The sequence below is a fragment of the Halalkalirubrum salinum genome (assembly GCF_005543295.1).
Classification (GTDB): domain Archaea; phylum Halobacteriota; class Halobacteria; order Halobacteriales; family Haloferacaceae; genus Halalkalirubrum; species Halalkalirubrum salinum.
Map to the genome: position 1 here is coordinate 1 of NZ_SRSG01000029.1, position 23,993 is coordinate 23,993.

Sequence of the window (23,993 nt, forward strand, 5' to 3'; positions counted from 1 at the left end):
CTCTTCGGTGAGGCCTTTTTCGGCCTGGAACGCGGACTTCTGTTCTTTCTTGAACTCGAAGCGAGCTTCGGTATCTGTCTGTTTGAGGTGGTCTTCTGAACTCATGATGTGTAGTTTCGTTTGCTAACGTATATGCCTGTGCGTAATTGTAATTGGTTACGCAGCCTGGTATACTTCCTCGCGGATCCAGTCATATCCTTTGTCTTCGAGCTCCTCGGCCAGCGAGGCGTCGCCGCTCTTGACGACTTTGCCGTCGAGCATGACGTGGACGTGGTCGGGTTCGACGTAGTCGAGGATTCGCTGGTAGTGGGTGATCTGCAGGATACCCGTACCCTGCTCGTCGCGCAGTGCGTTGATCCCCTTCGAGACGTCCTGGAGGCGATCGATGTCGAGCCCCGAGTCGATCTCGTCGAGTACGGCGACCGCCGGCTCGAGAATTGCAGCCTGCAGGACCTCGTTTTGTTTCTTCTCACCGCCGGAGAAGCCGGCGTTGAGGTAGCGGCGAGCGAACTTCTCGTCCATGTCGAGCAGCTCCATCTTCTCTTTGAGCAACTGTTGGAACTCCGCAACGCCAATTTCGCCGTCGTCGGCCGGACCTTCCATCGGGGAGGTATCATAGCCAGTATCCTCTTCTTCGGCCTCGGCGGCCTCTTCGTCCTCGTCTTCGAAGAGCTCCTCGCGCTCGTCGGCCTTCGCGTTCAGCGCCTGGCGGAGGAAGTTCGTCATGGTTACGCCTTCGATCTCTGCTGGGTACTGGAAGCCAAGGAAGATGCCCAGTGCTGCTCGCTCGTTCGGTTCAAGTTCGAGGAGATTCCAGGTGTAATCGTCTTCGTCTAGCTCTTCGTCGATGTCGGCAACGTCTTCTTCATCGAGATGCAGCAGTATTTCCCCGTCGGTGACGCGATAGGCTGGATGGCCGGCGATGATCTTTGCTGTTGTCGATTTGCCGGAGCCGTTCGGTCCCATAAGCGCGTGGATCTCGCCGGATTTAACCGTAAGATCGACGCCGCGAAGAATCGTTTCGCCGTCCTCTTCAGCCACTTCAGCGTGAAGGTTTTTGATTTCGAGTGTTGCCATTGTAATGTTGTCCCTCGTAACTGAACGATAGGGGTTTGGATGCATAATGGTTACGCATTTACCCGCTGTAGTTCTCTCTTAGAAAAGTTTGTTTGCGAAATTCAAAACAGCTTATCTTCTTTTTCAAGTATATTATTTCTCCACCGAATAATATTCACTTGATTTCCGGGAACCGATCAAAGAAACAACCGTTGCAGCTACATGAAGCTGCCAAGACCCGTCTGCTCTTGGCCGCTTTTGACCTCGTCCCACGACATCCCGAGCGCCTCGATGACGCGCTCAATCGGCCCTTTCAGCGTCTTTTCGAGCATCTTCTCCCAGTCGATTTCGAACTCCGCTGGAACCTGGTCGGCGTACTCGAAACAGATTACGTCCGGATTCCGCTTGAACTCGCCGTACAGCAGGTCTGTCTGTGGATTGAGCCCACGCTCGTTTTCCATCCGCTGCCAGAAATCCGGATGGACCTTTTTCAGGTACAGCCGTTTCGGCTTCGAGCCGCGATCAAAATTCGTCCCAAGCATGTGGTTTGCGTACTTCGCACCGCGCACCTGGGCGGTGTCGGTATCGTAGTTCGACAGCCGCTTGCCGATGCCGCCTGGAATGCCGATCTCCTCCAGCGATCGCTCGCCGTTTAAAAAGCCGGTGATGATCTCGTTGAGATACGTCTTTACTTCCTCGAGATCTGCTTCAATATCCTCGCCTGTGACGATCGTCTCGATCACGTTCAGTTGGACCTCTTTTGTGATCTGGGCGATGTCCGATCGTTTGTACTCGAAGCCGGTGATGTCGATGTCGTCGACGTCTTTGCCCTCCTTCCAGATGATGTGGCCCGCGTAGCGCTTCTTGCGCCCTGCCTGGAAAAAGCGCCGATAGAGCTTCTCGAACTCGATCTGGAATCGGTGGACTTCTGCATTCAACTCTTCGTGCGCGAAGTCGTCATATCGTCCGTTTATATACTCCTCAATGTCGAACGACTGGTCGATCGCCTTGGATTTTTCCACATCACGGCCAAGCTCTAACATAACGGAATCAGTGTTATGGAGGACGATCCCACCAACTCCATCGACAAAATTCTGGTTTGTCTCGACGCTCAGATCGTACACATATCCATCATGCTCAATCTGTTCTACAACTGGATCGCGCCCAGATCGATAGAAGTCACATGTTCTGATTGTGTAGCTTTTCTTCTCACTCCGGTATTTAAGTGAATGTTTCTGCCCCCGTTGTGTGAGTAACATTGAGAGCCCCGCTGCGAGTTCACGGCTTGTCGTCTCGAAATCGAAGTTTCGTTCACAGTATTCATCACTATATCGAGGGAACTTCCGTGATCCGTCCCCCTCAACGGCTGTTGTGATGAACAACGCCTGCAGCTCTTCCGGCAAATGGTACACACAATTCGGGACACGCTTTCCTCGTGAGGTTTGCCCAGCAAACTCTCGGAAGAATACTGCCGAGAGCTCGTTCATCATCTGTAGTTTTAACGTCTCATCGTTGTATGTCGTCGAGGCTTCACCGTCGTTCCATTCGACAGTCCGTTTTGTCTTCGAATCAGACGAAATAATGCTCGTTTTTGCGCCTTCGAAGAGTCGCTGGTAATCCGATTGCAGTTGCTGCAGCCATGACCGGCGGCTTTCGGAAATACTCACGCCAAACTTTGTATCAGTTGTTTCGATCGTCGAGGCACTTCCTTCTGTCACGTATGCCGCTAACAGCCGAACCAGTGCTTTGCCATCCTCGGAGTTGAGATCAATATACCGCTGGACGGTAACTTTGGTATCGAGAGCACCGTGATGAGCATGTCCGAACCAGACACGATCATCATCTGCATGGACTCGGTTTACTTTCGTTTCTGCATTCGCTGTTCCAACGCTTCGTCCATCAGCGTATGCTCTCGTATACCCAGAGAGTACCTCATACACGTCGATCGTCTCGATCGTCTCGACCGCTGGTACGTCCGGAATTCGCAGCGGCTCTGTCACGTCTCCCGGCGATGATTCGACGTAGCGTCCATCCTCCTCGACAATATAGGAGTGATCAGTGGTCGTTTCTGACTCTCCAAACTTGTGTTGGAGACGAACGACTGGCGTATCGGTTTGATGTCTGATTACCTGCGAAATGGGCTGCCACTCCGGAGTCCCATTATCCGCCAGCGATAGTGCTTCCCACCCTGGAAGCGATCGACGATTTTTTCCGCGCTGTGTTTCGCTGACGACGCCACCGTCTGCAGTAACGACCAGATCACTCTCAGCGGGCTCGGCGGTCGCCATCGCAAACAACTCTCGGATTGGCTTGACCTGCATCATCCCGTCTGGATCTCGAACAACTACGGGCCGATCGCCGGTGACACTGTCGCCGTATGCGACATCGTAGTCCAACTCATTCGCGGCCGTCTCTGTGAAATTGATAACCTCTCTCCCGGTTGCGGTGACCGCTGCTGCGCCCTCTTTGTCGTACAGACGGAACCGATCCCACCCGGTCACGCCGTACAGCGACTGGCCGACGAACTGGAACGTCCCGTTTCGCCCCGCAAGCAGCGTGTGGTTGTCAGCGACCGTTACGCAGTAGACGCCATCTGTCGCAGTTGCGATCGAGCTATCCCGATCCATCCGGACGGTGGGTTTCTGCGCCTGATCCGATCGAACGTGCCATACCCCCTCTTCCCGTGTGTACTGTCCGGTGTGGCCCAACGTGAGACACAGCCGCAACACGTCGTCGCGAAGGTCCTGACTCTCGGTCGTGTACGTGAACGATCGCCCGCCGTCTTCGTACTGCCCACCACCAGCAACCAACACGTCAAGGAACGCGCGTCGAACGTCTTTCGAACTCTCGAACACGACGTCTGGAATCGTCTTCTTCTCACTGCTCCCGCAACAGCGTTCGAGCACGCGATACAGGCGCTCACTCGAAAAGTGAACCGCTCCATCGTCTCGATGATAGTTCGAGACGAGTTCGTCCACGACTGCCTCCACGGCGTCCAGGTTCGATCGATCGTCCACCGAAATTGTGATCTGGTATGGGTCGGTCTCTGTAGGAGTCAGTTCCCCGCCGGTAATATACCAACCGAGCAATTTGACGAACGCCGCTCGATCGACGTGATTGACGCGATCGCTGTGATTGACGCGATCGACGCGCTCTTTGCCGGTCTGTGGTCCAGTCGGCGCTGCAACGGCTCCCGATCCATCTGTTTCAATTCGGGCGATCCCTGTCGTGTCTTCGGCCAGTTCGCGGAGATCGAGTGTCTCCGCGGAATCGATCGGCTCGTCGTACGCCCACCCCTGCGGCAGTTCGTAGTGTCCGTCCGCATCGAGGTCGCCTGCCTCGATAAATTCCCACCCTTTCCCGGTGCTCGCGTCCTCGTCGAGGTCCCGTACGAGCATCCGATGATTCGGCGTCACACGGAAGTCGACCCCATCCGTATCGAGGTCGACGAGGTCACCGCGATACTCCGGATACGAGTGGGTCTCGGTTACGGGCTTGACTTGCATCGTCATCGTGTCCGGATCGAGCGAGTACACGTGGTCTCCGACGTCCAGTTCGGTGATCGATCGGACACCCTCCGGCGTCAGGACGTCCGTGTCCGGGGTGAAGCAGTTCATGATGACCTTCACCGCGCCCTGCTGTCTGTCGTACTGGACGTACGGCTCCGATCCAGGATCGTACTCGTTCCGCAGTGATTTTTTCTCTTCGCGTTCTGTCAAGAGTTCGTCGACCATCTCACGCATGATCCCGTCAGGCTCTTTGCGGAACCGGGTCCCATTCGGTGCACGATAGGTCTCGCCATCAAAATCCTCCTCGACCTTCGTCTCCGGGCCCGCGTTAATTGTTACCATGCACATTGGGTAGAGGCTCTTTAAATCTAGTACCGTAACGTTCTCGCGAACGCCGGTGATCGGATCGAAGACCGCCCCACCCTCGAAGTCTTCAGTTTCTTGTTGGCCCTTCGTCGGCAGGGCAAACTTCCCGTGGGCTTTGTGCAGGACGTACACGTCGACTGCGTCCCCCGGCGTCGGCGCGTCTTCGAGCTTACAGCCGACGAACTTTCGCACCTCGTCCCAGAAGGGGATGATCGCCTGCTTGCGATCGATCTCGACACACAACTCGACGTCCCGAACATTGTACTCGAGCAGCCGGGTCGGGTCGTTCTCCCACAAATCGCCGATGTCTCCGGAGTACCGCTCCTTGCCGACGTCGAGTTCTAACTCGCCGACTGCATCGAGTCGGTAGGACTCCAACTCGGTGAACTGGGTCCGTTTGTACGCGTACAGCAGATCGAAGACGACCCGCCCTTTGATGTCGGGACCGCCCCATCCCGATCGCCAGACCTCATCAACGCGGGAGAGTCGCTCGATCGAGAGATCCACGTCGGTTCTCGGATTCAACAGCTCCATCCGATCGAGCAGGTACGGCGCGTCGAAGTCCTCAAAATTCCACCCGGACAGGAGATCAGGGTCGGTCTGCTCAATGTACTCAAGGAATCCCTCGAGCATTGCTTCCTCGCTGTCGAACGATCGAATCTCGATGTCAGTGTCTTCGCGAAGCGGCTCGTACTCCGACAGGTCGTCGGGTGAGCGTCCGTCGCCCACGGGTGCTTCGTACAGCCAGCCGATGTAGGTGTCGTCGAGAGAGTCGTGACTCGTGAGACAGACGATCGGCTCCTCACCGTCCTCGGGGAAGCCGTTTCGATCGTCGACCTCGATATCGAACATGTTGACCCGAATATCGGCGTCAACCTCGGCCGGTTCGGCCTCCTCGTGGGGAATCTGAATCGGCCCATCATCTTCGAGGCGACGTGCTGGGACTCGAATACCACCGCCGAGGCCCTTGTCGATCAAAAACCGATTTGGAAAGAGTATGTCGGCTTCGTAGTGCTCAAAATCGTCGCGTATCTGTCCGACATCTCGTGGTGTTCGCGCGATGATCTTGGTGAGTGCCTCGCCGCGGATACTCTCGAACCGATCGCCGTTTTCGTCGGTGTCACGGGCGTCAAGAATGACATCGTATTCCTCGACGGGGTCAGTGTCGAGGGTCTCTGTCGGCGTGTAAAAATACGGCTCGAAGCCGAGCACACGGACGTGTTCGGCCGTGCCCTCGGCCGTCCGCCCAAAGACGTGGATCACTGGATATTCGCTTCGACCCGATCCTTCGATCGTGTAGTCGACTTGCGTGATCGCCAGTTCCACGTATCCCGTCGCGTCGGGAAAGCGGGCGTCTTCGACGTTGACCACGTCGCTCACGTGGCCTTCTCCGTTTCCAGCGACCGTCGCGGCTTCGGCGACATCGGCTGCCGACTCCGGATCACTCGCAGAACCGAACTGACCGAGATCCGACTGCGTCATACCACACGTACCGCCCTGCTCGATAAAAAGGACGGCCATTCGATGGTCGTCAATCAATCTCGTTCGATTGTCACTATAGTAATGTTTGCAACGCTTTGCAACAACCACCTCGAAATGCAGTCTGAGAGTGCGTGAGCCGGTAGTTTCTGAATCGAAGTGAAAAAATAATTGCAAACGCTACGATAGTTGATCCTGTTCGATCGTTTGGGTCCGGCAAAACGTTGTACTGAACAAAAGACATATAGCCTGTTATGATATACCATGTGTTGGTATGACAAACCGCGCCAACGACAACGAGTTGGATCGTGCCGACGGAGTTCCCGCCCTACCGGCGGGCGAGACAACCGTCGAGACGTACGACGTTGAGAACGGCGTGGTATTCTATGACGCACAGAATCCCCTCGCATGGCTCGAATCCTCGAGCGTCGTTCGGCTCAAGGACTACGCCTGATTCCGACTACACAGGCCCGCCTGGTCCCCACTACGGTCTGTGCAGATCAATCCTCTTTCAACGATCGCCGCGCACAAACCAACGTTTTTGCGGCTAGCTCTCTGACAATGTGCAATGAGCAACGACGGAAAGGGACCATCTGATCGGGTCGCCGACTACGTCAATCGGTATGCATCCGATGGCGAGGAGCTGGGCGGAATTCCGCTTCTCGGATCCACGGGCGACGGGGAATTCACTACCGACATCGAAGCGGAGTCCAAGCAGCTCGAACAGGCGATTAAGAACACCGACCCTGCCATCACGAAGCGATTCGTCGTCGCGGTGATCTTCGCAAACGTCGGCTTGCTGTCGACGAGTCTCGGTGCGATGTTTATGATCTTCCGAGGCGACCTCAACCTCGGCGGAATACTGCTCGTCATCGGACTTTTCGCGATCGCACAGACCTATCGACAGTACCGCGCCCACAACGCGTACGTGGCCGCCAAATCCGATCGGGGACCACCACAAAACGGCTAACTTCCTGCCGCTCAGAGAGTTGTCCATGCGAACGGTCCGCGACGCAGACGGCAAGACGTACCTCCTCCGAAAAGAGTCCAGTGAGTCTGCCCTCCTATACGACCCCAAATCCGGCACGGAGCTGTATCGCCCACGATCGGAACTCGAACTCGTTTCGGATGAATCGGCGCTCACGACGGCCGCGTTGGCGATTCCGGCCCCGGTTCGTCGAATTCTTTCGGCGACACACAACGACCGCTCGATCGGCCTCCTCGTCACCGTGGTTGACCGCGGACCGATCGCTGCTGTCGATCTCGTTGCCGTCTCTGACCTCTGCGAGAGCGATCTCCTCGGGTTACTCTCGGAGTTCCGGGCGGCGGGACTCGTTGATGAGACCCACGTCGCCGGCACCCGCGGCTACGAAGCTACCCCGCTTGCGGTCGACGGTGTCAACACGCTTCGATCGATCGAATCAGATCGGGGCGAATCGACGACGGATCGATCGGCCGGCACGACAGCCGAGGAGTAACGAGAATCAGTCGTCTGCGGACTGCAGCGCCGACAGCGCGGGTGCGGGCTCTCGGCGTACCGTCGATCGGTTCGTCGTGGGATCCTTCTCGACGGTGACCAGATCGTCCGCTGCAGCGATCAGCTCGTCATCGTGGCTCACGATGAGGATCTGGCTGACCCCGAACCCGCGCATTTCGGCAACCAGATCCACCAGCCGCGAGACGTGACCCGTATCCAAGAAGACGGTCGGCTCGTCGAGAATCAGTGGGGGCGTCGGAGCCGCGCCGTCGATCCCCTCCGCGAGCAGCCGGTAGATGGCACAGCGGAGACTGAGGTTGAAAAGCGCGCGTTCGCCGCCCGAAAGCTGCTCGGGATCGAGGCGATCGCCGTCCTTTTGAAACACCGATAGCTCGTAGTCGCCGTCGAGTTCGATGTGCGAGTAGGCGTCATTAGCGTAGACGAGCTCGAATATCTCGTTGAGCATCCGTTCGAGTGTGTCGACGTTCTGCTGTCGAAGGCTCGCTCGTAACTCGCCGTACAGCGACTCGATCGCCGTCGTCTCCTCAGTGAGTGAATTGAGTGCGTCGAGGCGGGCCGACAGTGCCTCCTGGCGATCCCTGAGTGATTCGAGCTGCTCGATGTCGGCTCTGATTGCGCCACGGGTATCTGTCAGATCGTCACGGCGCTCGGCCAGCGACTCCAGCTCAGCGGTCACCTGTTTGATATAGTCCACTGCTTTCTGCTTTCGCTCGCGGGCCACCTCGATTGCCGCATCGTCGACCGAATCTTTCAATTCGTCGCGTTCGGTGCGGCGCGCTGTGAGCCACTCGCGGCGCTCGTCGTTTCTGGACTTGAGCGCTTCACGTTTCTCGTGGAGCCACTCTCTTTGCTCTTCGATCGCGGCTCGATCGTCGCGAAGAGACTCAACCCGATCGATTCGATCGAGCTCGGCATCGATATTATCGAGCCGATCGCCGATCGCCTCGATTCGTTCGTCGGCCGCGGCAGCGTCCTCGCGTTTTTGTGTTGCGTCCGCAGCGATCGATTCGGCCTCCGATCGGCGCTCTTCGACCGTTTCGCGCTTCGTAGCCGCCTCGTCTTGGTTGTCACGTTGGGTCTCGCGCATCTCCTCAAGCCGTTCGTCGAGCAGTTCGACTGTCCTGTCGATCTCGTCGATCCGCGATTCGGCCTCGACGAGCGTTTCTGCGGTTTCGATCGTCTCTTCGGTTGTGGTGATCTGTTCTTCAAGCGATTCGCGCGCTTCGAGTTTGTTTTCGAGCTCTGCTCTGTCTTCCTCGATCCTGTCGACGTGCGGCGACTCCTCGACCGGCTGACCACACTCGGGACACTTGCCTGCCTCCCGCAGTGCCTCTGCTTCCTCGATATCCGATCGGAGCGCATCGATCGACGCATTCAGCTCCGCTCGTTCGGTTACAAGCTCCTGGCGAGTCGACTGCTGGGTTTCGAGATACGTCGACGCCTCGCCGTATGCCACTGGCGTTTCGTCGAAGCGCTCACGAAGCGTCTCTTGTTCGTCGATGAGCCCAGTGCGTTTTGCCTCACGCTCTTGGATCTGTTCGGCGAGCGCTTGGGCTTGCGATTCGAGCTGTTCCGCTTCGGTTTCCTGACGCTGGGCCTCCTTGCGCAGTCGTTCGGCCTTCTCTTCGAGCGCGTTAGCCTGATTTTCGAACGCTGTTTTCTCAACCGTTGCCTCCTCGCGATCGGATTCGCACTCGGCTTTTTTGTCCTCTAAATCTGTCCGGTAGTTATTAATCGACGCTGGATCGGTCGCTTCGATGTCGAGCGATGCACAGATTTCGTCGATCTGGTCGTCTATCTCGCCGATTTGTTCGCGCGCCTCGACGATCTTCTCTTGGAGTGTCTCACGCTCGGCAGCGGTCTCGGCGATATCGGATTCAATTTCAGCGATCGATTCTTCGATCGATTCGAGCCGCTCGCGCTGTTCTTCGTACGCCGACAGCGTCGTGTCGGCCTCGTCTCTGGTCGATTCGGCCTCGCTGCGCTGTGTTTCGTAGTGTTCGATCCGTTTGTCAACGTCGTTGATCTTCGATTCGATCGCGTTGAGCCGGCTATACGGATCGTCGTTTTCTTTTGATTCGATCTGTTCTTCGACCGCTTCGAGCGCCCCTTCGGCATTCAAGCGCACGTCCTCAACGCCGAGTCGTGCCTGTCCAGCGCGGTTTCGGTACATTTCGAGGACACCAAGCTGGAGGAGGTCGTCGATCATTCGCTGGCGCTGTGCCGGCGTCGCATTGATCAGCTTGTTTACCTCTCCCTGTTGGACGTATGCGCAGTTGACGAACGCTTCTGCGTCCATGCGCAACAGTTCCGTCACAAACTCCCGCACGTCACGCGCGCCGTCGATCGACACGTCTGGCCCTTCGAGTACGCACGTTCGGGTGGAAACGCGATCGCCCGATCGTTTCAACTCGCGTCGGATCTCGTACTCGTCGCCGTTGTGGACGAAGCCGAGTTCGATAGTCGACTCGTCCGCGCCGTTCGTCATCACGTCGTTGAGCGTCCCGTCGAGGGCCTTCGAGCCGTAGAGGGCGAAAAACACCGCTTCCAGAAGCGAAGACTTCCCGCTGCCGTTGACGCCGTGGATCACGGTCACGCCGTCGCGAAGTTTGATCGTCCCCTCTCCGTAGGGTTTGAAGTGCTCGACGAACAGGCGTGTCACTCTCATAGATATTCACCCATTGACGCCTGGCCGTCGACGTTTTGTTTCGGCGTTTCCCTGTCCCCACCTTGCTCCGGCTCTTCTGAAGTCGATTCTGCCGATGCCTCCGTCTCTCCAGTCGGACTCTTTACTCCGGTTTCTGCGCCTGAGCTGTCCGTTGTCGTTGATTCTGGTTCGGCATTCGGTTTGGACTCCCGATCGTTATTCTCTGATTGAGATTCTTGATCGTCGGTTTTGGGTTGGGGCTCTTGGTCGTCGCCCACGACCGGTTCGAACGCTTCGAAGCCCTCCTCGAGCAGTTCACTCACGTGCTGTTTCGTCCGCTCACGGATGTTTGTATCCGCGATCGTTTCTGTCCGGACAAGTTCGTCGATCGCCTCGCCAGCGGTCGACAGCCCCATGTCTGCGATCGCTTCGTCGACCGCCGCATCGGGATCAGCGAACTCGACGCCGAGGTCGGCGGCTGCGTTTGCCCCCTTGTTTCTGTCATCGCTCACGCGCGCGACCAGGGCGCCGCGATCGATCGCCTCCGCCTCAATTTCAGCAGGGGTGACTGGCTCTCCCTCACCGGTGAGTTTGACGATGACCACCGCGTCGGTGGCGTCGTGTTGTCGGAGCCGTTCGCGGACGACCGCCGGCCCCTCGCATTCGCCAAGCTCGACGTCAATGAAGACGAACGGCCGAGTGTCGATCGACCGGCGACGGATGTCGATCCGATCGCCGAACTCAATGAGGTTGTACCCTCGAGGATCGCGTTCGCTCGCGCTCGCGCGCTCGGTCGATCCACAGTACGTTACCCACGTGTCGTCGACCGTCTCGACGCCGGGTGCGTGGTTGTCTCCGAGCAGGACCGCGTCGAACGGCACGGTCGAAGCCTCCAGGACGTGTTCAGTGTTCCAGTTGGCGTGTGCAAACGGCGTGAACAGGCCATGGCTCACGAGTACGTCGTGTGCCGCGCCGCTCGGATCGAACTGGTAAGTAAGTTCGTCGCGGCGCGATTCGGGGACGTGATCGAGGCCGTAGAACGCAACCTCCCCAAGTTCGATCGGTTCGGCCCCCAGACGGGTCGCAAGTCCCAGCCGCTCGAAGAGATCGAGCCACTGCCCGCTGCGGGTCGATTCGTGGTTACCGACTACTGCGAGAAACGGGATTCCCGCGTCGTCGAGCCGTCGAAGGATCGACAGGGTCCCCAGCAGGTCGTGCAGTTCTGGGCGACGATCGTGAAACAAATCGCCCGCGTGAATCACCGCGTCGACGCCGTCGTCGATTGCATCGTCGATCACCGCTTCGAAGGCGTCGAGGAAGTCCTGTCGTCGCTCCGGCGAGTGGTACTGCCGATACCCAATGTGGGTGTCGCCGGTGTGAATCACCCGTGTCATCTATCTCCGCTTTGTCCGTCGGGACTCATAGGCGTTCCGCGAGTGCGGCGGAAGTGAAACGCGGCTGATCGACCGTCTCGCCGGCCGATCCCAAGAGCGTACTTGCACGATTAGCGCGATCGCGATCGAAGTTCATCGAACAAGCCCTGGCCGTGTTCTGCGAGGCTGTCTTTGCCCGCTGCATCCGCGGTGTCGATCGCCTGCGCGAGCCGATCGAGAAACGCCTCGCTCGGGGCATCTTCGGTTTCTTCAGCGAGACGATCCGCTTCGCGGATGATGGTTTCGTACGGCGCAGCGGCGATTGCCGTTTTTGTTCGGAACGCGTTGAGAACGAGTTCGATCAATCGCATACGCTGTTTGGGTCTCAATCAGGTGTAAAGTGCCGCCGTGGCGGACACTATGCAACCAGTCTTGAGTGGACGGAGGGCCGACCAGAGCGGAGTGATCCTGACGAAGTGTACGTGAGCAGACGTACTAAATCGCGAGCGTGTAGAGCCGCTTTCGCGCGTCAGAAAACGAGAATCGCGAGTCGACGACGTTCTCCTCTTCGAGACGGGTCAGCGCGTACCGAACTGTCCGTGCCGGAAGAAGGGTTTCTTCGGCCAACTGACTCTGGGTTAGCGTGTCGTTGTAGTCCAATACCTTTGCGACGAGCTTTGCACTCGGTGGCAACTCACGAACTGATTCCCAGCGATCGCTCGATTCCTCGGCTGGTACGGTCTTGGTGGCACTCATTTCGTATCCATACTAGTGCGATGCTGTGTAATAATAGTTGCTATAGCATTTGATTACTATCGGTCATTCCATTTTCGAGTATCCCGAAATAAGGCGGTGACCCGAAACCTCTTATTTCTCTCCGCCGTATAAAACGCAATGACAGACACGGTGGACGAAGTCGATCTCCCGTACGATGAGGAGACGATGTCCCAACAAGAACAAATCGACGCCCTCCAGGAGCGGCTGTCAGTCCTTGAGTCCCAAAACGAGGAAATGCGCGACAAGCTGCTTGACGCAAATGCGGAGAACAACAAGTACCAACAGAAGCTCGAGCGGTTGACCCACGAGAACAAAAAGCTCAAGCAGTCGCCGCTTTTTGTCGCAACGGTCCAAGAGATGACTGGCGACGGCGTCGTCATCAAACAGCACGGCAACAACCAGGAAGCGCTGACGGAAGTCACAGACGAGATGCGCGAGGAACTCGAGCCCGACGCTCGCGTCGCGGTCAACAACTCGCTCTCGATCGTCAAGCGCCTCGACAACGAAACCGATGTCCGCGCTCGCGTGATGCAGGTCGATCACTCTCCGGACGTGACGTACAACGACATCGGCGGGCTCGACGAGCAGATGACAGAGGTCAGAGAGACTGTCGAGATGCCGCTGAAGCACCCCGAGATGTTCGAGCAGGTCGGGATCAAGCCCCCGTCAGGTGTTCTGCTGTACGGGCCGCCGGGAACCGGTAAGACGATGCTCGCAAAGGCCGTCGCGAACCAGACCGACGCCTCGTTCATCAAGATGGCCGGCTCCGAACTCGTCCACAAGTTCATCGGCGAAGGCGCAAAGCTCGTCCGTGACCTCTTCGAGGTCGCCCGCGAGAACGAGCCGGCCGTGTTGTTCATCGACGAGATCGACGCGATCGCCTCGAAGCGGACTGACTCGAAGACTTCTGGAGACGCCGAGGTCCAGCGGACGATGATGCAACTCCTTTCGGAGATGGACGGATTCGAGGATCGCGGCGAGGTTCGGATCATCGCCGCGACTAACCGCTTCGATATGCTCGACGAGGCGATCCTCCGGCCCGGCCGGTTCGATCGGCTCATCGAGGTGCCAAAGCCTGACGCCGAGGGCCGCGAGCTCATCTTCCAGATCCACACCCGGAACATGAATGTCGCCGAAGATGTCGACTTCGTCGAACTCGCCGAACTCGTCCACGACGCCTCTGGGGCGGATATCAAGGCGATCTGTACGGAGGCGGGGATGTTCGCGATCCGCGACGACCGGACCGAGATCTACATGGGTGACTTCATCGACGCGTGGGAGAAGGTCAATATCGAAGACGAGGACACGGGCGACTCGTTGGCGTTCGCCTGATCTGCGGGAGAAATCCCAATTGAGCAGTTGGCTGTTTTATACCGATCGCTACACATCCTCTGATCGCTACAGCGCGAGGAACACGGCGTACGGAATCATAAACAGCGCGACGAAAATAATCGCTAAAAGCAGCGTGTAGCCGACTGCAACACTCCCGATCGCGTACCACGAGCCGTGATCGAATTCCGAGATATTCATGTACTACTGACGTGCAGCGATCGTCATAGCCTTTGCCCCGACTGTTGTCTACCGGCCGGAAGTCTGTTCGGGGATCGAACCATTCAATCTTCCGTGGGCAAAGTACGCGGTATGGGAACGCCGCTTTCGCCCCGCGAAGACCAGACGCTCGAAGTTATTGATCGACTCTACGACGCGTATCCGGATACCACGATCTCACTGAACTTCTCCACCCGTCTTGAGTTGCTCATTGCGGTCATGCTTTCTGCACAGTGTACTGACGAGCGGGTCAACAGCGTTACTGCGGATCTCTTCGAGACGTACACCTCTGCGGAGGAGTTCGCGAACGCAGACCAAGACGAGTTGGCGGAGGCAATCTCGTCTATTACGTACTTCAATAACAAAGCGAAGTACATCCGATCGGCCTGCACAGACATCGTCGAGATACACGACGGCGAGGTCCCCGACACGATGGACGAACTGACCGACCTTGCTGGTGTTGGCCGCAAGACGGCGAACGTTGTGCTCCAGCACGGCCATGAGATTGTCGAAGGAATCGTCGTTGACACACACGTTCAACGAATCACTCGGCGGCTCGGACTCACCACCGAGGAGTATCCGGGCCCGATCGAGGCCGATCTGATGTCGATCGTTCCTGAGGAGGACTGGAAAGACTTCACTCACCTGATGATCAGCCACGGCCGCGAGACGTGTACGGCGATCAGCCCTGACTGCGGTGACTGTGTGCTCGAAGATATCTGTCCGTCCTCGAAGGACGACAACGAGGTCGACCTGGCCAGCGGCGATCCATGGTGAAATCGTGGTGAGACTGGCACGCCTGACCGCGTCGTGCTCGCCTCTCAGAAGTACTGTGTGAGATACCGAATGCCGTAGCGCACGACGCCCGTGGTCCACGCGAGGAGCCAAAAGATTACGTAGCCGAACACGCCGACCCGGATCCGCTTGCGCCAGTGGCTCATCTTTTCGTGGAGCTCGTCGATATCCACGTCCGGATCGGGATCGTGGTACATATCGGCCTCGCGCTTGGCCTGAAAGACCCGCACGATTCCGGTTAGACCAAACAACAACATTGCGTACGCCTGCAGCCCTAATACCGCGTGAAGTGCGCTGATCCCATTGAGTTGCACGAAGAGCCGCGGGATCATCCACGTGACCATCGGCACTGTCGTCAGCGTGAGCCCGACAAAAATATACTTGAGGTGATGCGTGAGCACCCCCCACGTGACGGTTTCGGCGTCGATCATAATCCACGCGCCCTTGAGATAGAACGGAAGGCTGCACGTCACGAGGATCCCCACGATCGTCGCGATCGCCGCGTCGCTTACCATTACGCGATGGTAGGGTTGGCGCAGTCCTAAATGATCCGAATCTGCTGGAGATTCGACGCACGACAATCGTCACGCTAACGAGTACGCAGTGCGAAGAGTACAGTTATGAGCGAGGCCTCGGACGACCGGACTGACGATGCGTCCACAGCCGCCGACGGTGACGGTGAAACACGATCGCCGCCGACTGACCGCGAAGATGGACCCACAGACGACGAGTCCGAGCCATCCCCCGCCGACGATCTCGAAGCGCTCCGCCGGGAGGTCGATGAAAAGTACGACTTTGACGACTTCAGGCCGGCTGACATGGCCAAGATGACCGCTGAGGAGTGGGACGTGGCGTTCGACCCTGACACCTGGATTACCGGGATTGAACTGCTGGATCGGGTCGAACAGGACCTCAAATCCCGCATCGCTACCCGTGAAGTGTTTGCCGTACTGGAGCGACTCAGCGACGAGGAGGGCCCGCGGCTCCTCGCGTACTCCGACGAGGGATACGCCACGGTTTACCCTGACGGCAGCGTTGAGGGCCGAGGAACCGTCCTGCGCGACGTGAAGCCGACGGTTGCACTCTGTTCAATGGAGGAGTACACCCCACAGGAGCCACCCGAGCGCTACGAGCTCCCAAGTCCTGAGGAGGTCACAGAACAGAGCGGCGAACTCGGCAACCTCATGTTGCAGATTATCGCTGCTGGACAGATCCTCGCGGGACTCGCCGCGATCGTCGCTTGGGCCCTGCCAGGATTCATCGATCGAGGCAACCTCGTCGTCCTGTTGCTTGCAGGTGTATTCATCGCGATCGGGCTGTTTTTGTTCATGACTGTTGCGAACGCACGGCTCTCAGATCGCTTCCGTTCTGAGCAGTATCGAAACCGGCTCCGTGCGGTACAGCTTGAGGGTGGTGAGCGTCCCGAGATGTTGCCGTCCCAAGAGCCAGACAGCACCGAAGGAAATGAGCCGATTTCACGCGACTGAACCGCCGTACTCGATGGTCTCCGATCGACCGTAGTCGGTGGGTTTAAGCACGTCCCATCCTGACCAGTAGCTGTATGAAACGGCGGGACTTTATGCGCACAGCCGGTGGGTCAGCCGCCGCCGCAACGGCCGTCACGGCCGCGAGCGGGACGGCCGCCGCTCAGGAGGAAGAGCCCGACTGGGGTAGTTGGTTTGGCGATACAAATACTGGGTCCTACGAGGACGCCCGCGGATCCGACGAGGTTACTGTGGAGGTCGGTGCAGGCAGCGATGGCCTCTCGTTCGACGCGACCGGCGTCTGGGTCGATCCGGGAACGACGATTATTTTCGAGTGGACCGGAGAGGGCGGTGGCCACAACGTTGTTGCTCAAGATGGGCCGGCGGAGGGTGACCTCGACAGCGGCGACGCGATCGACGAAGAAGGCCACACCTACGAGTTCGAAGCGACCGAAGACCACGAAGGTATCACGCAGTACGTCTGTGTGCCCCACGAGGGTCTCGGAATGATCGGCGGTGTGGCAGTCGGCGAGGTCGAAACAGTTGAGGCCGGCGGAGAAGGCGGTGGTGCGTGGCCAGAAGAAATCGGTGAAGTTGGTGTTCCGCTCCAGAAACACTGGCTCGGCGTGATTACCCTACTCGGGCTCGTAATGAGTTTTGTGTTCACATTTTTCGTGCTCAAATACGGTGAGTCGCCGAACACCGGGAGGGGGCAATAATGTCGTCTTCAGGCAGTACCTACGGTGATATTCACCGATACGAACCCGCCAGAGAGAACACCGCCGCAGCGATCGCAATTGTCCTCCTTACCGTAATCGAAGTCGTTTTTGTCTTCTTATTGGTCTACGGATTTATGTCCGGCTGGGGGCTTTCGGAGTTCGGTAATCGATTCCTCGGGGCGGTGTTGGCGATCATCTTCATGGACCTCGGATTCATCCTTGCGCTGTATCGCAAGGAGTTCCTTCCAGACGTCATGATCGTCAAAAAGCGCCGGCGCAAGTGGGAAGATCTCTACATCCGCGAAGGAGACGCCGACGGCAAGCAGGTCGATACAGAGGACGTGTGGGACACAGTCAAACGGGCGATCTACCCGTACTACAAACGGTGAGTTTCCGATGAGTTTAGAAAAAAAAGACGAATTCGATCACAATGCGTGGCTCAAGCGCAAGGATTTGACTCCGATCGAGACGACGTTCCTGATGTCGCTTATCTATCTGGATCAGCGGCTCCGGATCGTCGACTACCTCGAGGTGCTGGAGACGTTGTACTATCGGGTCAACCTTCAGATGCCGAAGAGCCACACCGAACAGTACAACCTCGATAACAAGTTCTGGTACTGGTACCCGCTGTACTCACTCGGGTTCTTTTCGATCGTCGCGTACATTATCGCGGCGGCGACCGGCGCGTTACTCGGGTTTTATTATACGCCGTCAACAGCCGGCGATCCGAGCATGGCGTACAACTCCGTGGTGGCGATTACGACGGACCTCAACTTCGGGTTCTACCTCCGGAGCTTGCACCGCTGGTCCGCACAGTTCATGACCGCAGCAGTGTTCTTGCACATGATCCGCGTGTATTTCACCGGTGCGTACAAAGAGCCGCGTGAGCTCAACTGGATCCTCGGCATCGTGCTCATCAGCCTGACGCTGGTGTTCGGGTATACCGGCTACCTCCTGCCGTGGAACCAGCTCGCGTTCTGGGCCGGCCAGATTGGTGTCGAGATGGCGCTTGCAGTGCCGATCGTCGGCGAATGGGGTGCACAGCTCGTCTTCGGAGGGTTTACCCTCGGAGAAGCAACAATCGTTCGGATGTACATCCTGCACGTGTTCGTGTTGCCGTTCGTGGTGACGGCGCTCATCGCGCTCCACGTCGGCATCGTCTGGATGCAGGGCATCGCGGAGCCACACTGATCAACCATGAGTGACGAAGAAACCAAACCTGACGTGCAATCCGGCGGCTCGGGCGCGGTCGCACCCGACGACGAGACGCCATCCTGGATGGAACGCAAGACGCGAAGCACCGGGCTCTCGCGGCTCACCTACGAGTACTTCGAGCGGGCCCGTCGGGAGGATCAAGACCTCCGAACCGAATCTGACTACGTCGAACGCGACGTGCTCGGATTCCCGACGTGGCCTCACGAGGTCATCCGCAACCTCGCGATTACGATGTTCTTTAGCGGCGTCATTCTGTTGATCGCCGCGACGGTGCCGCCGCACCTCGGTGCGCCGGCAAATCCCAGCAAGACGCCAGAGGTTATTCTACCCGACTGGTATCTCTACTGGTCGTTCGGACTCCTCAAGCTCAACCCCCTGAACCCTGGATTGGAGATTCTCGGCGGCGACAAGATCATCTCCGATCAGCTGTACGGCGTGCTCGCAAACGTGGTCGTCGTCAGCGCCGTGGCCGTTGTGCCGTTCCTGAACAAAGGCAGCGCCCGGCGTCCGGTCGAACAGCCCTTCTGGGCGGCGATCGGTGTCGGCGGCTTTGTGTTCTCGATCACGATCGCCGCGATCGCGGTTCAGAACCTGATTCCGCTGTCGCTTGCGCTGCAGCTCAACCTCGCGTTCGTGTTGCCGATCGTGTCAGGAATCATCACGTACGCAGTGCTCAAGACCATGCGAGAGGGGTACATGTACGACCTTAACCGGCGGTACTACCGGCTCAGGCCACCAAAGTAACAGAGTAACTCCTCTACCGACTGAAGTCGTAGCCTTTCTTTTCGAATCGCACTATCGCGATTTTCTGTTTGAATCCGTTGTAACTTGGCAATATGACACTAAACGGATATCTACGACTATGCTAGAGAACATTTAATAACCCATAGAGAGTTGAGACTGGAGAACACCCATGGCAGACCCAGTCAACGAGATCGTCAAAGAGATACCGTTCGCCGAGTTGGTCAGACAGTCCGCGCTTGCGATCGCTGACGGCCAGACCGCCCTCGACATTAACTCTGCACAGACCGCCCAGACACTCGCGGATATGAAGCTTGATCCAGACTCAGTCATTTTGAGTCTTATCGAGGAAACCGACGATGACGGCAACGTGACCAACGTCGAAACGGTGACGAACGATGCACCGCTTTCACTGTTGGCGTATGGCATCACTCCGACGTTTTATGAGTTCGCTGAAACCGAGATCGATCTCCGGTTTTGGGTCCGCTGGTACACCCGAGAACAGAGCGGCAGCCGAAGTTCGGATTTCAGCCGCGATCTCGAGACGAAGCTCGAAACGTCGCAGCGAAAATTCGGCGGTGGCGGGGGCGTGAGTCTCTCGATCGGCCCGTTGTCGCTCGGCGGTCGTGCTGGTGGGAGTCGATCCCAAACCAACAAGCGACAACAGACGAGCCTTACCGTCAAGACTCACACCGAGTACGACAGTCAGGTGTACGGACTGAGCGCTAACGCTGCGTGCCGACTAAATACGCGATTGGTCCCGAAGCCTGCGCCGAGTGGGGCGGTGCCAAACGTGATCAGAGCCGAACCTGACCAGGAGGCCTGATCGGTCCCAATGGATCGATGGCTTTCCCGGCCGATCCCCGAGGTGATCGAAGCGCTCGCGGTGGGCGTGGCTGAGGGGCAGGTCGCACTTGATGAACGATCGATGGCGATCGAACGAGAATACCGTGCCGCTGTCGAGGCGGGTGCGCTTCCGGCTGGCCTCGAAGCGCCGTGGTTTCGGTTTGCCGCTGCTGAGGCAGACCTTTCCGTTGAGCTGTCGCTCCACGGGCGTGAGGTGTACGACGATGCTGGAGAGGTCAGGGCCTACCGACCCATTATTGCTGCTTCACCCCCTGGATCGCGCCGCAGTCGCGAAACGACGATCAATGCGACGAGTACGGTTCGAGTCCAGATCGCGCCTGTACCGCCCGGCGGAGAGCGCTAATGGCTTCGCGTGATCGGTCCTCCGGGCTGAAAACGGCGATCACCGCGGAGCTGCCAGCGATCAATACCGACAAACTCTCCCGAACCGAGGAGCGCGAACTCGCTGGTATCGTTCACACCAAAGAGCGGCTTGAGACACAGTTCCGCGATCGGATCATCGAGTTAGAAGCCGAACACAGCGAGCTACAATACCGGGCCACCGCGCTCGAACGCGACAGAGATCGGCTCCGCGAACGCCTCGACCAGCTGCAAGCGGACCGCCCCGCAATCGATCCCGATCGCGTTGTCTCTGCGTTTTCCGAGCGGCTGACCGCAAGCGAGGCGCTTTCTGCGCAGGGATACGAAATTACGGACTACAGTGTCGAGCTGAAGGCGAACCTCGCCTACGAGGACGACGAACCCCGCATCCGCCTCCCAGGGCCCACTGAGGAGTTTGTGGCAGCCAATCTCAGCACAATTCGTTTCGGTGTCGAAAAGCGTGACTCCGACGATGCACTCATGTACCAACGGATTCCGGATGTTCAGGGGCGATCGATCGAGAGCGCTACCCGACTGCTCACAGAGGCTGGGTTCGCCGTTGGCGATCGAGAGGTTATTGTGGGTGAGCCGGCGGGCCGTGTGGTCGAGCAGTTCCCCCGCCCCGGTGACGTTGCCCAACCGGGCACGGAGATCGATCTGGTCGTTAGCGAAGCCGCCGGCAGTGGAGAAGACTCCGAGGCCAGTACTACGGCCGAACATACCAAGAGCGAAGACACCAGCGAGGAGGCCGAACACACCAAGCGCGTAGATACTAACGACGAGAAAGGCGAAACGATCGATCGAGACCGCACCGATCGGCCCGACCGAACCAGCCCGACAGACGAACGGACGCAGCCGACAGACGAACGGACGCAGCCGACAGACGAACGGACGCAGCCGACAGCCACAACACAGCCCGTGTCTGCGATCACCGGCATTGGTCCAACGTACTCCGATCGACTGGGCTCAGTCGGGATCGAGACGGTGAGTGACATCCAACGCGCCGACATCGAGACGATCGCCGACGTGGCAAGCGTCTCGAAAACCCGCGCCGAACGCTGGCGAGAGCTCGCTACAAAACTGGCCGAGGAATCCAAATGAGCGAGCGTGAAGGCGCTCCCACCAGAGAGACGTTTGTCCTGGAATTTGAGCCGGAGGCTTGTCCGGAAGCGATCGAACGGGTGATTCGAACGATCGAATCGGGCGGGGGATCGATCGCGCTCGTCCACGCCCGTTCGATCCTGTTTCGAGCAGACCGACCAGTCGCCGATCAACTCGGAGCGGCTCCCGGAGTCAACCACGTCGGTGCGGTACAGCTTCCTGTCACCAGTCAATCTCGGTGATCGCTGGCCCGATCGGGTCGCGGCTGTACCGGGGCCGTCAATCTCCCGGCGTTCGATCAGCCGGCTTTTCGACAACCCCGCCCTTCCACGTTCCGAGAGTAAACCAGCCTACAGCGACGGCGAACGAGAGCACCGCGGCGGTCGCGTAGGCGATCCACAGTCCGCGGACGCCCATGTCAAGGGCGGCGATCGATGTCGTCGTCCCAGGAATCGTCACGACCCACGCGAACGCGAGGACAACCGCCAGCGGGATCCGGAAAATCCACCGCGAGAGGAACGACAGGACCATTGCGACTTTTGTCACACCAGCGCCGCGGAATGCCCCCTGGATCACCATCACTCCGCCAAAGAAGGCCCACGACGGGGCGATGATTCGCAGGAACCGAATGCCCTCGTCGATCACAGCCTGTTCGCTGATGAAAATCCCCATTGCGGCGGCGGGAAACGCGACGACAATCGCTGCCGCGGCGAACAATACACCCATTGTTCCGGCGGTCGCCTTCCACGTCACCTCGACGGCCCGATCGGGCGTCTCTGCGCCGAGGTTTTGTCCCACGCCGGTCGCCGTCGCCTGTCCGACCGCACCCGCGACGGACCACGAGACCGACATCATCCGGACGCCAATGCCGTAGGCAGCGATCGCCGCGACGCTGAACCGCGCGACGAGCGAGGCCATCGCGACCGCGGCGAACGATCGCGCCCACCCGTCGATCGTAGCCGGGTAGCCGATCCCGACGAGTTTTTTCAAAATTTCGGGGTGTGGCCGGAGGTCACGAACGCGGAGTTGGACGCCGAAGCCGCCGCGTAAGAGGACGTATATCCCGCCGGCAGCGGCGATGAACCGTGCCACCAACGTTGCAACCGCCGCACCTTGGGTCCCGAGTTCGGGGAACGGCCCCCACCCGAGGATAAGAAACGGATCGAAAACCACGTTGAAGCCGGCGGAGACGATCATGAGCCACATTGCCGTTTTCGTATCGCCCGCTCCTTGTAGCGACGATCGGAACGCGAAAAACAGGAACGTCAGCGGAATGGTGAAAAATACGACCTCGATGTACGCAAGTGCCTCGACGAACACTTGATCTCGTGCGCCCATGAGCGTCAACAGGTCGTGACGAACCGCGAAGCCGACAGCCGCGAGTACAACAGAGACCGCGAGCGCGAGCAGCGTCGTCTGGGCCACGACGTGGTCTGCCCGCCGATCGTTGCCCGCGCCGACGTGCTGGGAGACGAGCGCAATTGTCGCCGCGGTGATCCCCATCGCGGTCGAGACGAACATCCACGACAGCGGAAACATGAGCGAGACGGCCGCGACCGCGGTATCATTCACGCGGCCGACCCAGAACATATCCGCGAGGTTGTAAAACGTCTGCAGCAAGTTGCCGAGGACGAGCGGATACGCAAGCGTGAACAGCCGTGGTGTGATCGCGCCGGTCGTCATGTCGACGCGCTTGCGTGCGTCAGCCACCGCCGATCACGCCCGCGCGATGTCTTCGGTCGTCAGGAGGCGACGATCGTCCTCTAGCGCCGCGTCGAGTGTCACCCGTGCGACGTGGTCGACCGGCAGTGGCTGGGCGTCGCCAAGCCGCTCGGAGAGCATTGGGACCCGATCGATCCATTCAAAAAGCGTGTTGACCGCGCCAGGGAAATGCGGCTGTCCGGGGCCGTACACTGGTCCAGGACGAAGCACCGTCAGCTCGAGATTGAGATCCGAAATCGCTCGTTCCGCGCGACGCTTCGATCGCAGATATGCTCGTCGGGCTGTCGGGTAGTTCGCCGCTGACGAAAGGAATGCAAAGGACTCGACACCGGCCCGTTCGGCCTCAAGCGCTGTGAGAATCGTCGAATCGCCGTTTATTCGCTCGAACGTGACGCCTTCGGTCGGGGCTTCGTGAGCGGTCCCGACTGAGTGGATGACGAGATCACAGCCACGGAGGCGATCGCGCCAGGTGTGCGGACTAAACAGGTCGGCGCTGGTCCACTCGACTGCATCGATCCAGGATTCGGTTCCGGGTCGGAGGTCTGCGTGGGACGAATCGGGTCGGCCACTTTTCGAGACACTTCGGACGGTGTGGCCGTCCGCGACGGCGTGCCGGCAGATCGAACGACCGAGAAAGCCGCTGCCGCCAACGACGAGGAGCTGAGTCATACGCTGAATATGGGCCGCGGTTACCTTGTCGTTATGGTTGCGGCTCGGAGGGCCGCTGTAATCAGAG

Annotated in this window: 24 protein-coding genes; 14 read left to right on the forward strand and 10 right to left on the reverse strand. The window is 58.6% G+C overall.

Annotated elements, in window-relative coordinates:
• Window positions 1–156: 156 nt before the first annotated feature.
• The gene (locus tag E5K03_RS11115; protein ID WP_138006917.1) at window positions 157–1,077 is read right to left on the reverse strand and encodes an ABC transporter ATP-binding protein; all 921 of its coding nucleotides are present in this window, start codon (window positions 1,075–1,077) and stop codon (window positions 157–159) included.
• A 197-nt stretch (window positions 1,078–1,274) separates the two neighbouring features.
• Window positions 1,275–6,413, reverse strand: coding sequence for a DNA polymerase domain-containing protein (locus E5K03_RS11120; RefSeq protein WP_138006918.1), 5,139 nt, complete (start codon window positions 6,411–6,413; stop codon window positions 1,275–1,277).
• Window positions 6,414–6,684: 271 nt separating this feature from the next.
• Here E5K03_RS11120 and E5K03_RS11125 point away from each other — a divergent pair, with 271 nt between their 5' ends.
• The 3 genes from E5K03_RS11125 to E5K03_RS11135 all read left to right on the forward strand — a co-directional run bounded on the left by E5K03_RS11125 (window position 6,685) and on the right by E5K03_RS11135 (window position 7,888).
• Complete coding sequence (locus E5K03_RS11125; protein WP_138006919.1) at window positions 6,685–6,864, forward strand: DUF7331 family protein; 180 nt, start codon at window positions 6,685–6,687, stop codon at window positions 6,862–6,864.
• 114 nt (window positions 6,865–6,978) lie between these two features.
• The gene (locus tag E5K03_RS11130) at window positions 6,979–7,380 is read left to right on the forward strand and encodes a DUF7322 domain-containing protein (RefSeq protein ID WP_138006920.1); all 402 of its coding nucleotides are present in this window, start codon (window positions 6,979–6,981) and stop codon (window positions 7,378–7,380) included.
• Between the two features lie 25 nt (window positions 7,381–7,405).
• Complete coding sequence (locus E5K03_RS11135; protein WP_138006921.1) at window positions 7,406–7,888, forward strand: DUF7346 family protein; 483 nt, start codon at window positions 7,406–7,408, stop codon at window positions 7,886–7,888.
• Between the two features lie 6 nt (window positions 7,889–7,894).
• Here the strand turns inward: E5K03_RS11135 and rad50 are convergent, their stop codons facing one another.
• From rad50 to E5K03_RS11155, 4 genes are all read right to left on the reverse strand, one after another.
• Window positions 7,895–10,576 carry a DNA double-strand break repair ATPase Rad50 gene (gene rad50 / locus E5K03_RS11140; RefSeq protein WP_138006922.1) on the reverse strand — a complete coding sequence of 894 codons (2,682 nt, stop codon included), beginning with the start codon at window positions 10,574–10,576 and terminating at the stop codon, window positions 7,895–7,897.
• The gene (mre11, locus tag E5K03_RS11145; protein ID WP_138006923.1) at window positions 10,573–11,949 is read right to left on the reverse strand and encodes a DNA double-strand break repair protein Mre11; all 1,377 of its coding nucleotides are present in this window, start codon (window positions 11,947–11,949) and stop codon (window positions 10,573–10,575) included. Before mre11 ends, rad50 begins: the two co-directional genes overlap by 4 nt.
• Window positions 11,950–12,059: 110 nt before the next feature.
• Entirely contained in the window at window positions 12,060–12,299 is a 240-nt protein-coding gene (locus tag E5K03_RS11150; RefSeq protein WP_138006924.1) for a hypothetical protein, read from the reverse strand.
• A gap of 124 nt (window positions 12,300–12,423) precedes the next feature.
• On the reverse strand, window positions 12,424–12,684 hold the full coding sequence (locus E5K03_RS11155) for a MarR family transcriptional regulator (RefSeq protein ID WP_138006925.1): 261 nt from the start codon (window positions 12,682–12,684) through the stop codon (window positions 12,424–12,426).
• 138 nt (window positions 12,685–12,822) lie between these two features.
• Here E5K03_RS11155 and pan1 point away from each other — a divergent pair, with 138 nt between their 5' ends.
• Window positions 12,823–14,037, forward strand: a complete 1,215-nt coding sequence (gene pan1, locus E5K03_RS11160; protein WP_138006926.1) for a proteasome-activating nucleotidase Pan1 — start codon at window positions 12,823–12,825, stop codon at window positions 14,035–14,037.
• A 66-nt stretch (window positions 14,038–14,103) separates the two neighbouring features.
• Here pan1 and E5K03_RS17720 read toward each other — a convergent pair whose 3' ends face one another.
• Window positions 14,104–14,235: a hypothetical protein gene (locus E5K03_RS17720; RefSeq protein ID WP_265338728.1), complete on the reverse strand. Its 132-nt coding sequence runs from the start codon at window positions 14,233–14,235 to the stop codon at window positions 14,104–14,106.
• Window positions 14,236–14,346: 111 nt separating this feature from the next.
• Here E5K03_RS17720 and nth point away from each other — a divergent pair, with 111 nt between their 5' ends.
• The gene (gene nth / locus E5K03_RS11165) at window positions 14,347–15,030 is read left to right on the forward strand and encodes an endonuclease III (RefSeq protein WP_138006927.1); all 684 of its coding nucleotides are present in this window, start codon (window positions 14,347–14,349) and stop codon (window positions 15,028–15,030) included.
• A 44-nt stretch (window positions 15,031–15,074) separates the two neighbouring features.
• Here the strand turns inward: nth and E5K03_RS11170 are convergent, their stop codons facing one another.
• Window positions 15,075–15,563 (reverse strand): DUF7321 family protein, encoded by a 489-nt coding sequence (locus tag E5K03_RS11170; protein ID WP_138006928.1) that lies wholly within the window; start codon window positions 15,561–15,563, stop codon window positions 15,075–15,077.
• A 105-nt stretch (window positions 15,564–15,668) separates the two neighbouring features.
• Here E5K03_RS11170 and E5K03_RS11175 point away from each other — a divergent pair, with 105 nt between their 5' ends.
• The 9 genes from E5K03_RS11175 to E5K03_RS11215 all read left to right on the forward strand — a co-directional run bounded on the left by E5K03_RS11175 (window position 15,669) and on the right by E5K03_RS11215 (window position 21,777).
• Window positions 15,669–16,535, forward strand: coding sequence for a DUF7319 domain-containing protein (locus E5K03_RS11175; RefSeq protein WP_138006929.1), 867 nt, complete (start codon window positions 15,669–15,671; stop codon window positions 16,533–16,535).
• Window positions 16,536–16,609: 74 nt separating this feature from the next.
• A complete protein-coding gene (locus E5K03_RS11180) occupies window positions 16,610–17,251 on the forward strand; it encodes a halocyanin domain-containing protein (RefSeq protein WP_138006930.1) in 642 nt (213 codons plus the stop codon).
• Window positions 17,251–17,640, forward strand: coding sequence for a DUF7318 family protein (locus tag E5K03_RS11185; RefSeq protein ID WP_138006931.1), 390 nt, complete (start codon window positions 17,251–17,253; stop codon window positions 17,638–17,640). The genes E5K03_RS11180 and E5K03_RS11185 overlap by 1 nt, the downstream gene beginning before the upstream one ends.
• Window positions 17,641–17,647: 7 nt before the next feature.
• Window positions 17,648–18,442: a cytochrome b gene (locus E5K03_RS11190; RefSeq protein ID WP_138006932.1), complete on the forward strand. Its 795-nt coding sequence runs from the start codon at window positions 17,648–17,650 to the stop codon at window positions 18,440–18,442.
• A gap of 6 nt (window positions 18,443–18,448) precedes the next feature.
• Window positions 18,449–19,210, forward strand: a complete 762-nt coding sequence (locus E5K03_RS11195; RefSeq protein ID WP_137197131.1) for a cytochrome bc complex cytochrome b subunit — start codon at window positions 18,449–18,451, stop codon at window positions 19,208–19,210.
• A gap of 169 nt (window positions 19,211–19,379) precedes the next feature.
• Window positions 19,380–20,033, forward strand: a complete 654-nt coding sequence (locus E5K03_RS11200) for a hypothetical protein (protein ID WP_137197130.1) — start codon at window positions 19,380–19,382, stop codon at window positions 20,031–20,033.
• 9 nt (window positions 20,034–20,042) lie between these two features.
• Window positions 20,043–20,417: a hypothetical protein gene (locus E5K03_RS11205; RefSeq protein WP_138006933.1), complete on the forward strand. Its 375-nt coding sequence runs from the start codon at window positions 20,043–20,045 to the stop codon at window positions 20,415–20,417.
• A complete protein-coding gene (locus E5K03_RS11210; RefSeq protein ID WP_138006934.1) occupies window positions 20,417–21,535 on the forward strand; it encodes a PASTA domain-containing protein in 1,119 nt (372 codons plus the stop codon). The genes E5K03_RS11205 and E5K03_RS11210 overlap by 1 nt, the downstream gene beginning before the upstream one ends.
• Window positions 21,532–21,777, forward strand: a complete 246-nt coding sequence (locus E5K03_RS11215) for a hypothetical protein (protein ID WP_138006935.1) — start codon at window positions 21,532–21,534, stop codon at window positions 21,775–21,777. Before E5K03_RS11210 ends, E5K03_RS11215 begins: the two co-directional genes overlap by 4 nt.
• Before the next feature lie 37 nt (window positions 21,778–21,814).
• Here E5K03_RS11215 and E5K03_RS11220 read toward each other — a convergent pair whose 3' ends face one another.
• Complete coding sequence (locus E5K03_RS11220) at window positions 21,815–23,218, reverse strand: MATE family efflux transporter (RefSeq protein WP_138006981.1); 1,404 nt, start codon at window positions 23,216–23,218, stop codon at window positions 21,815–21,817.
• A 33-nt stretch (window positions 23,219–23,251) separates the two neighbouring features.
• Window positions 23,252–23,926 carry an NAD-dependent epimerase/dehydratase family protein gene (locus E5K03_RS11225; protein WP_138006936.1) on the reverse strand — a complete coding sequence of 225 codons (675 nt, stop codon included), beginning with the start codon at window positions 23,924–23,926 and terminating at the stop codon, window positions 23,252–23,254.
• Window positions 23,927–23,993 lie beyond the last annotated feature (67 nt).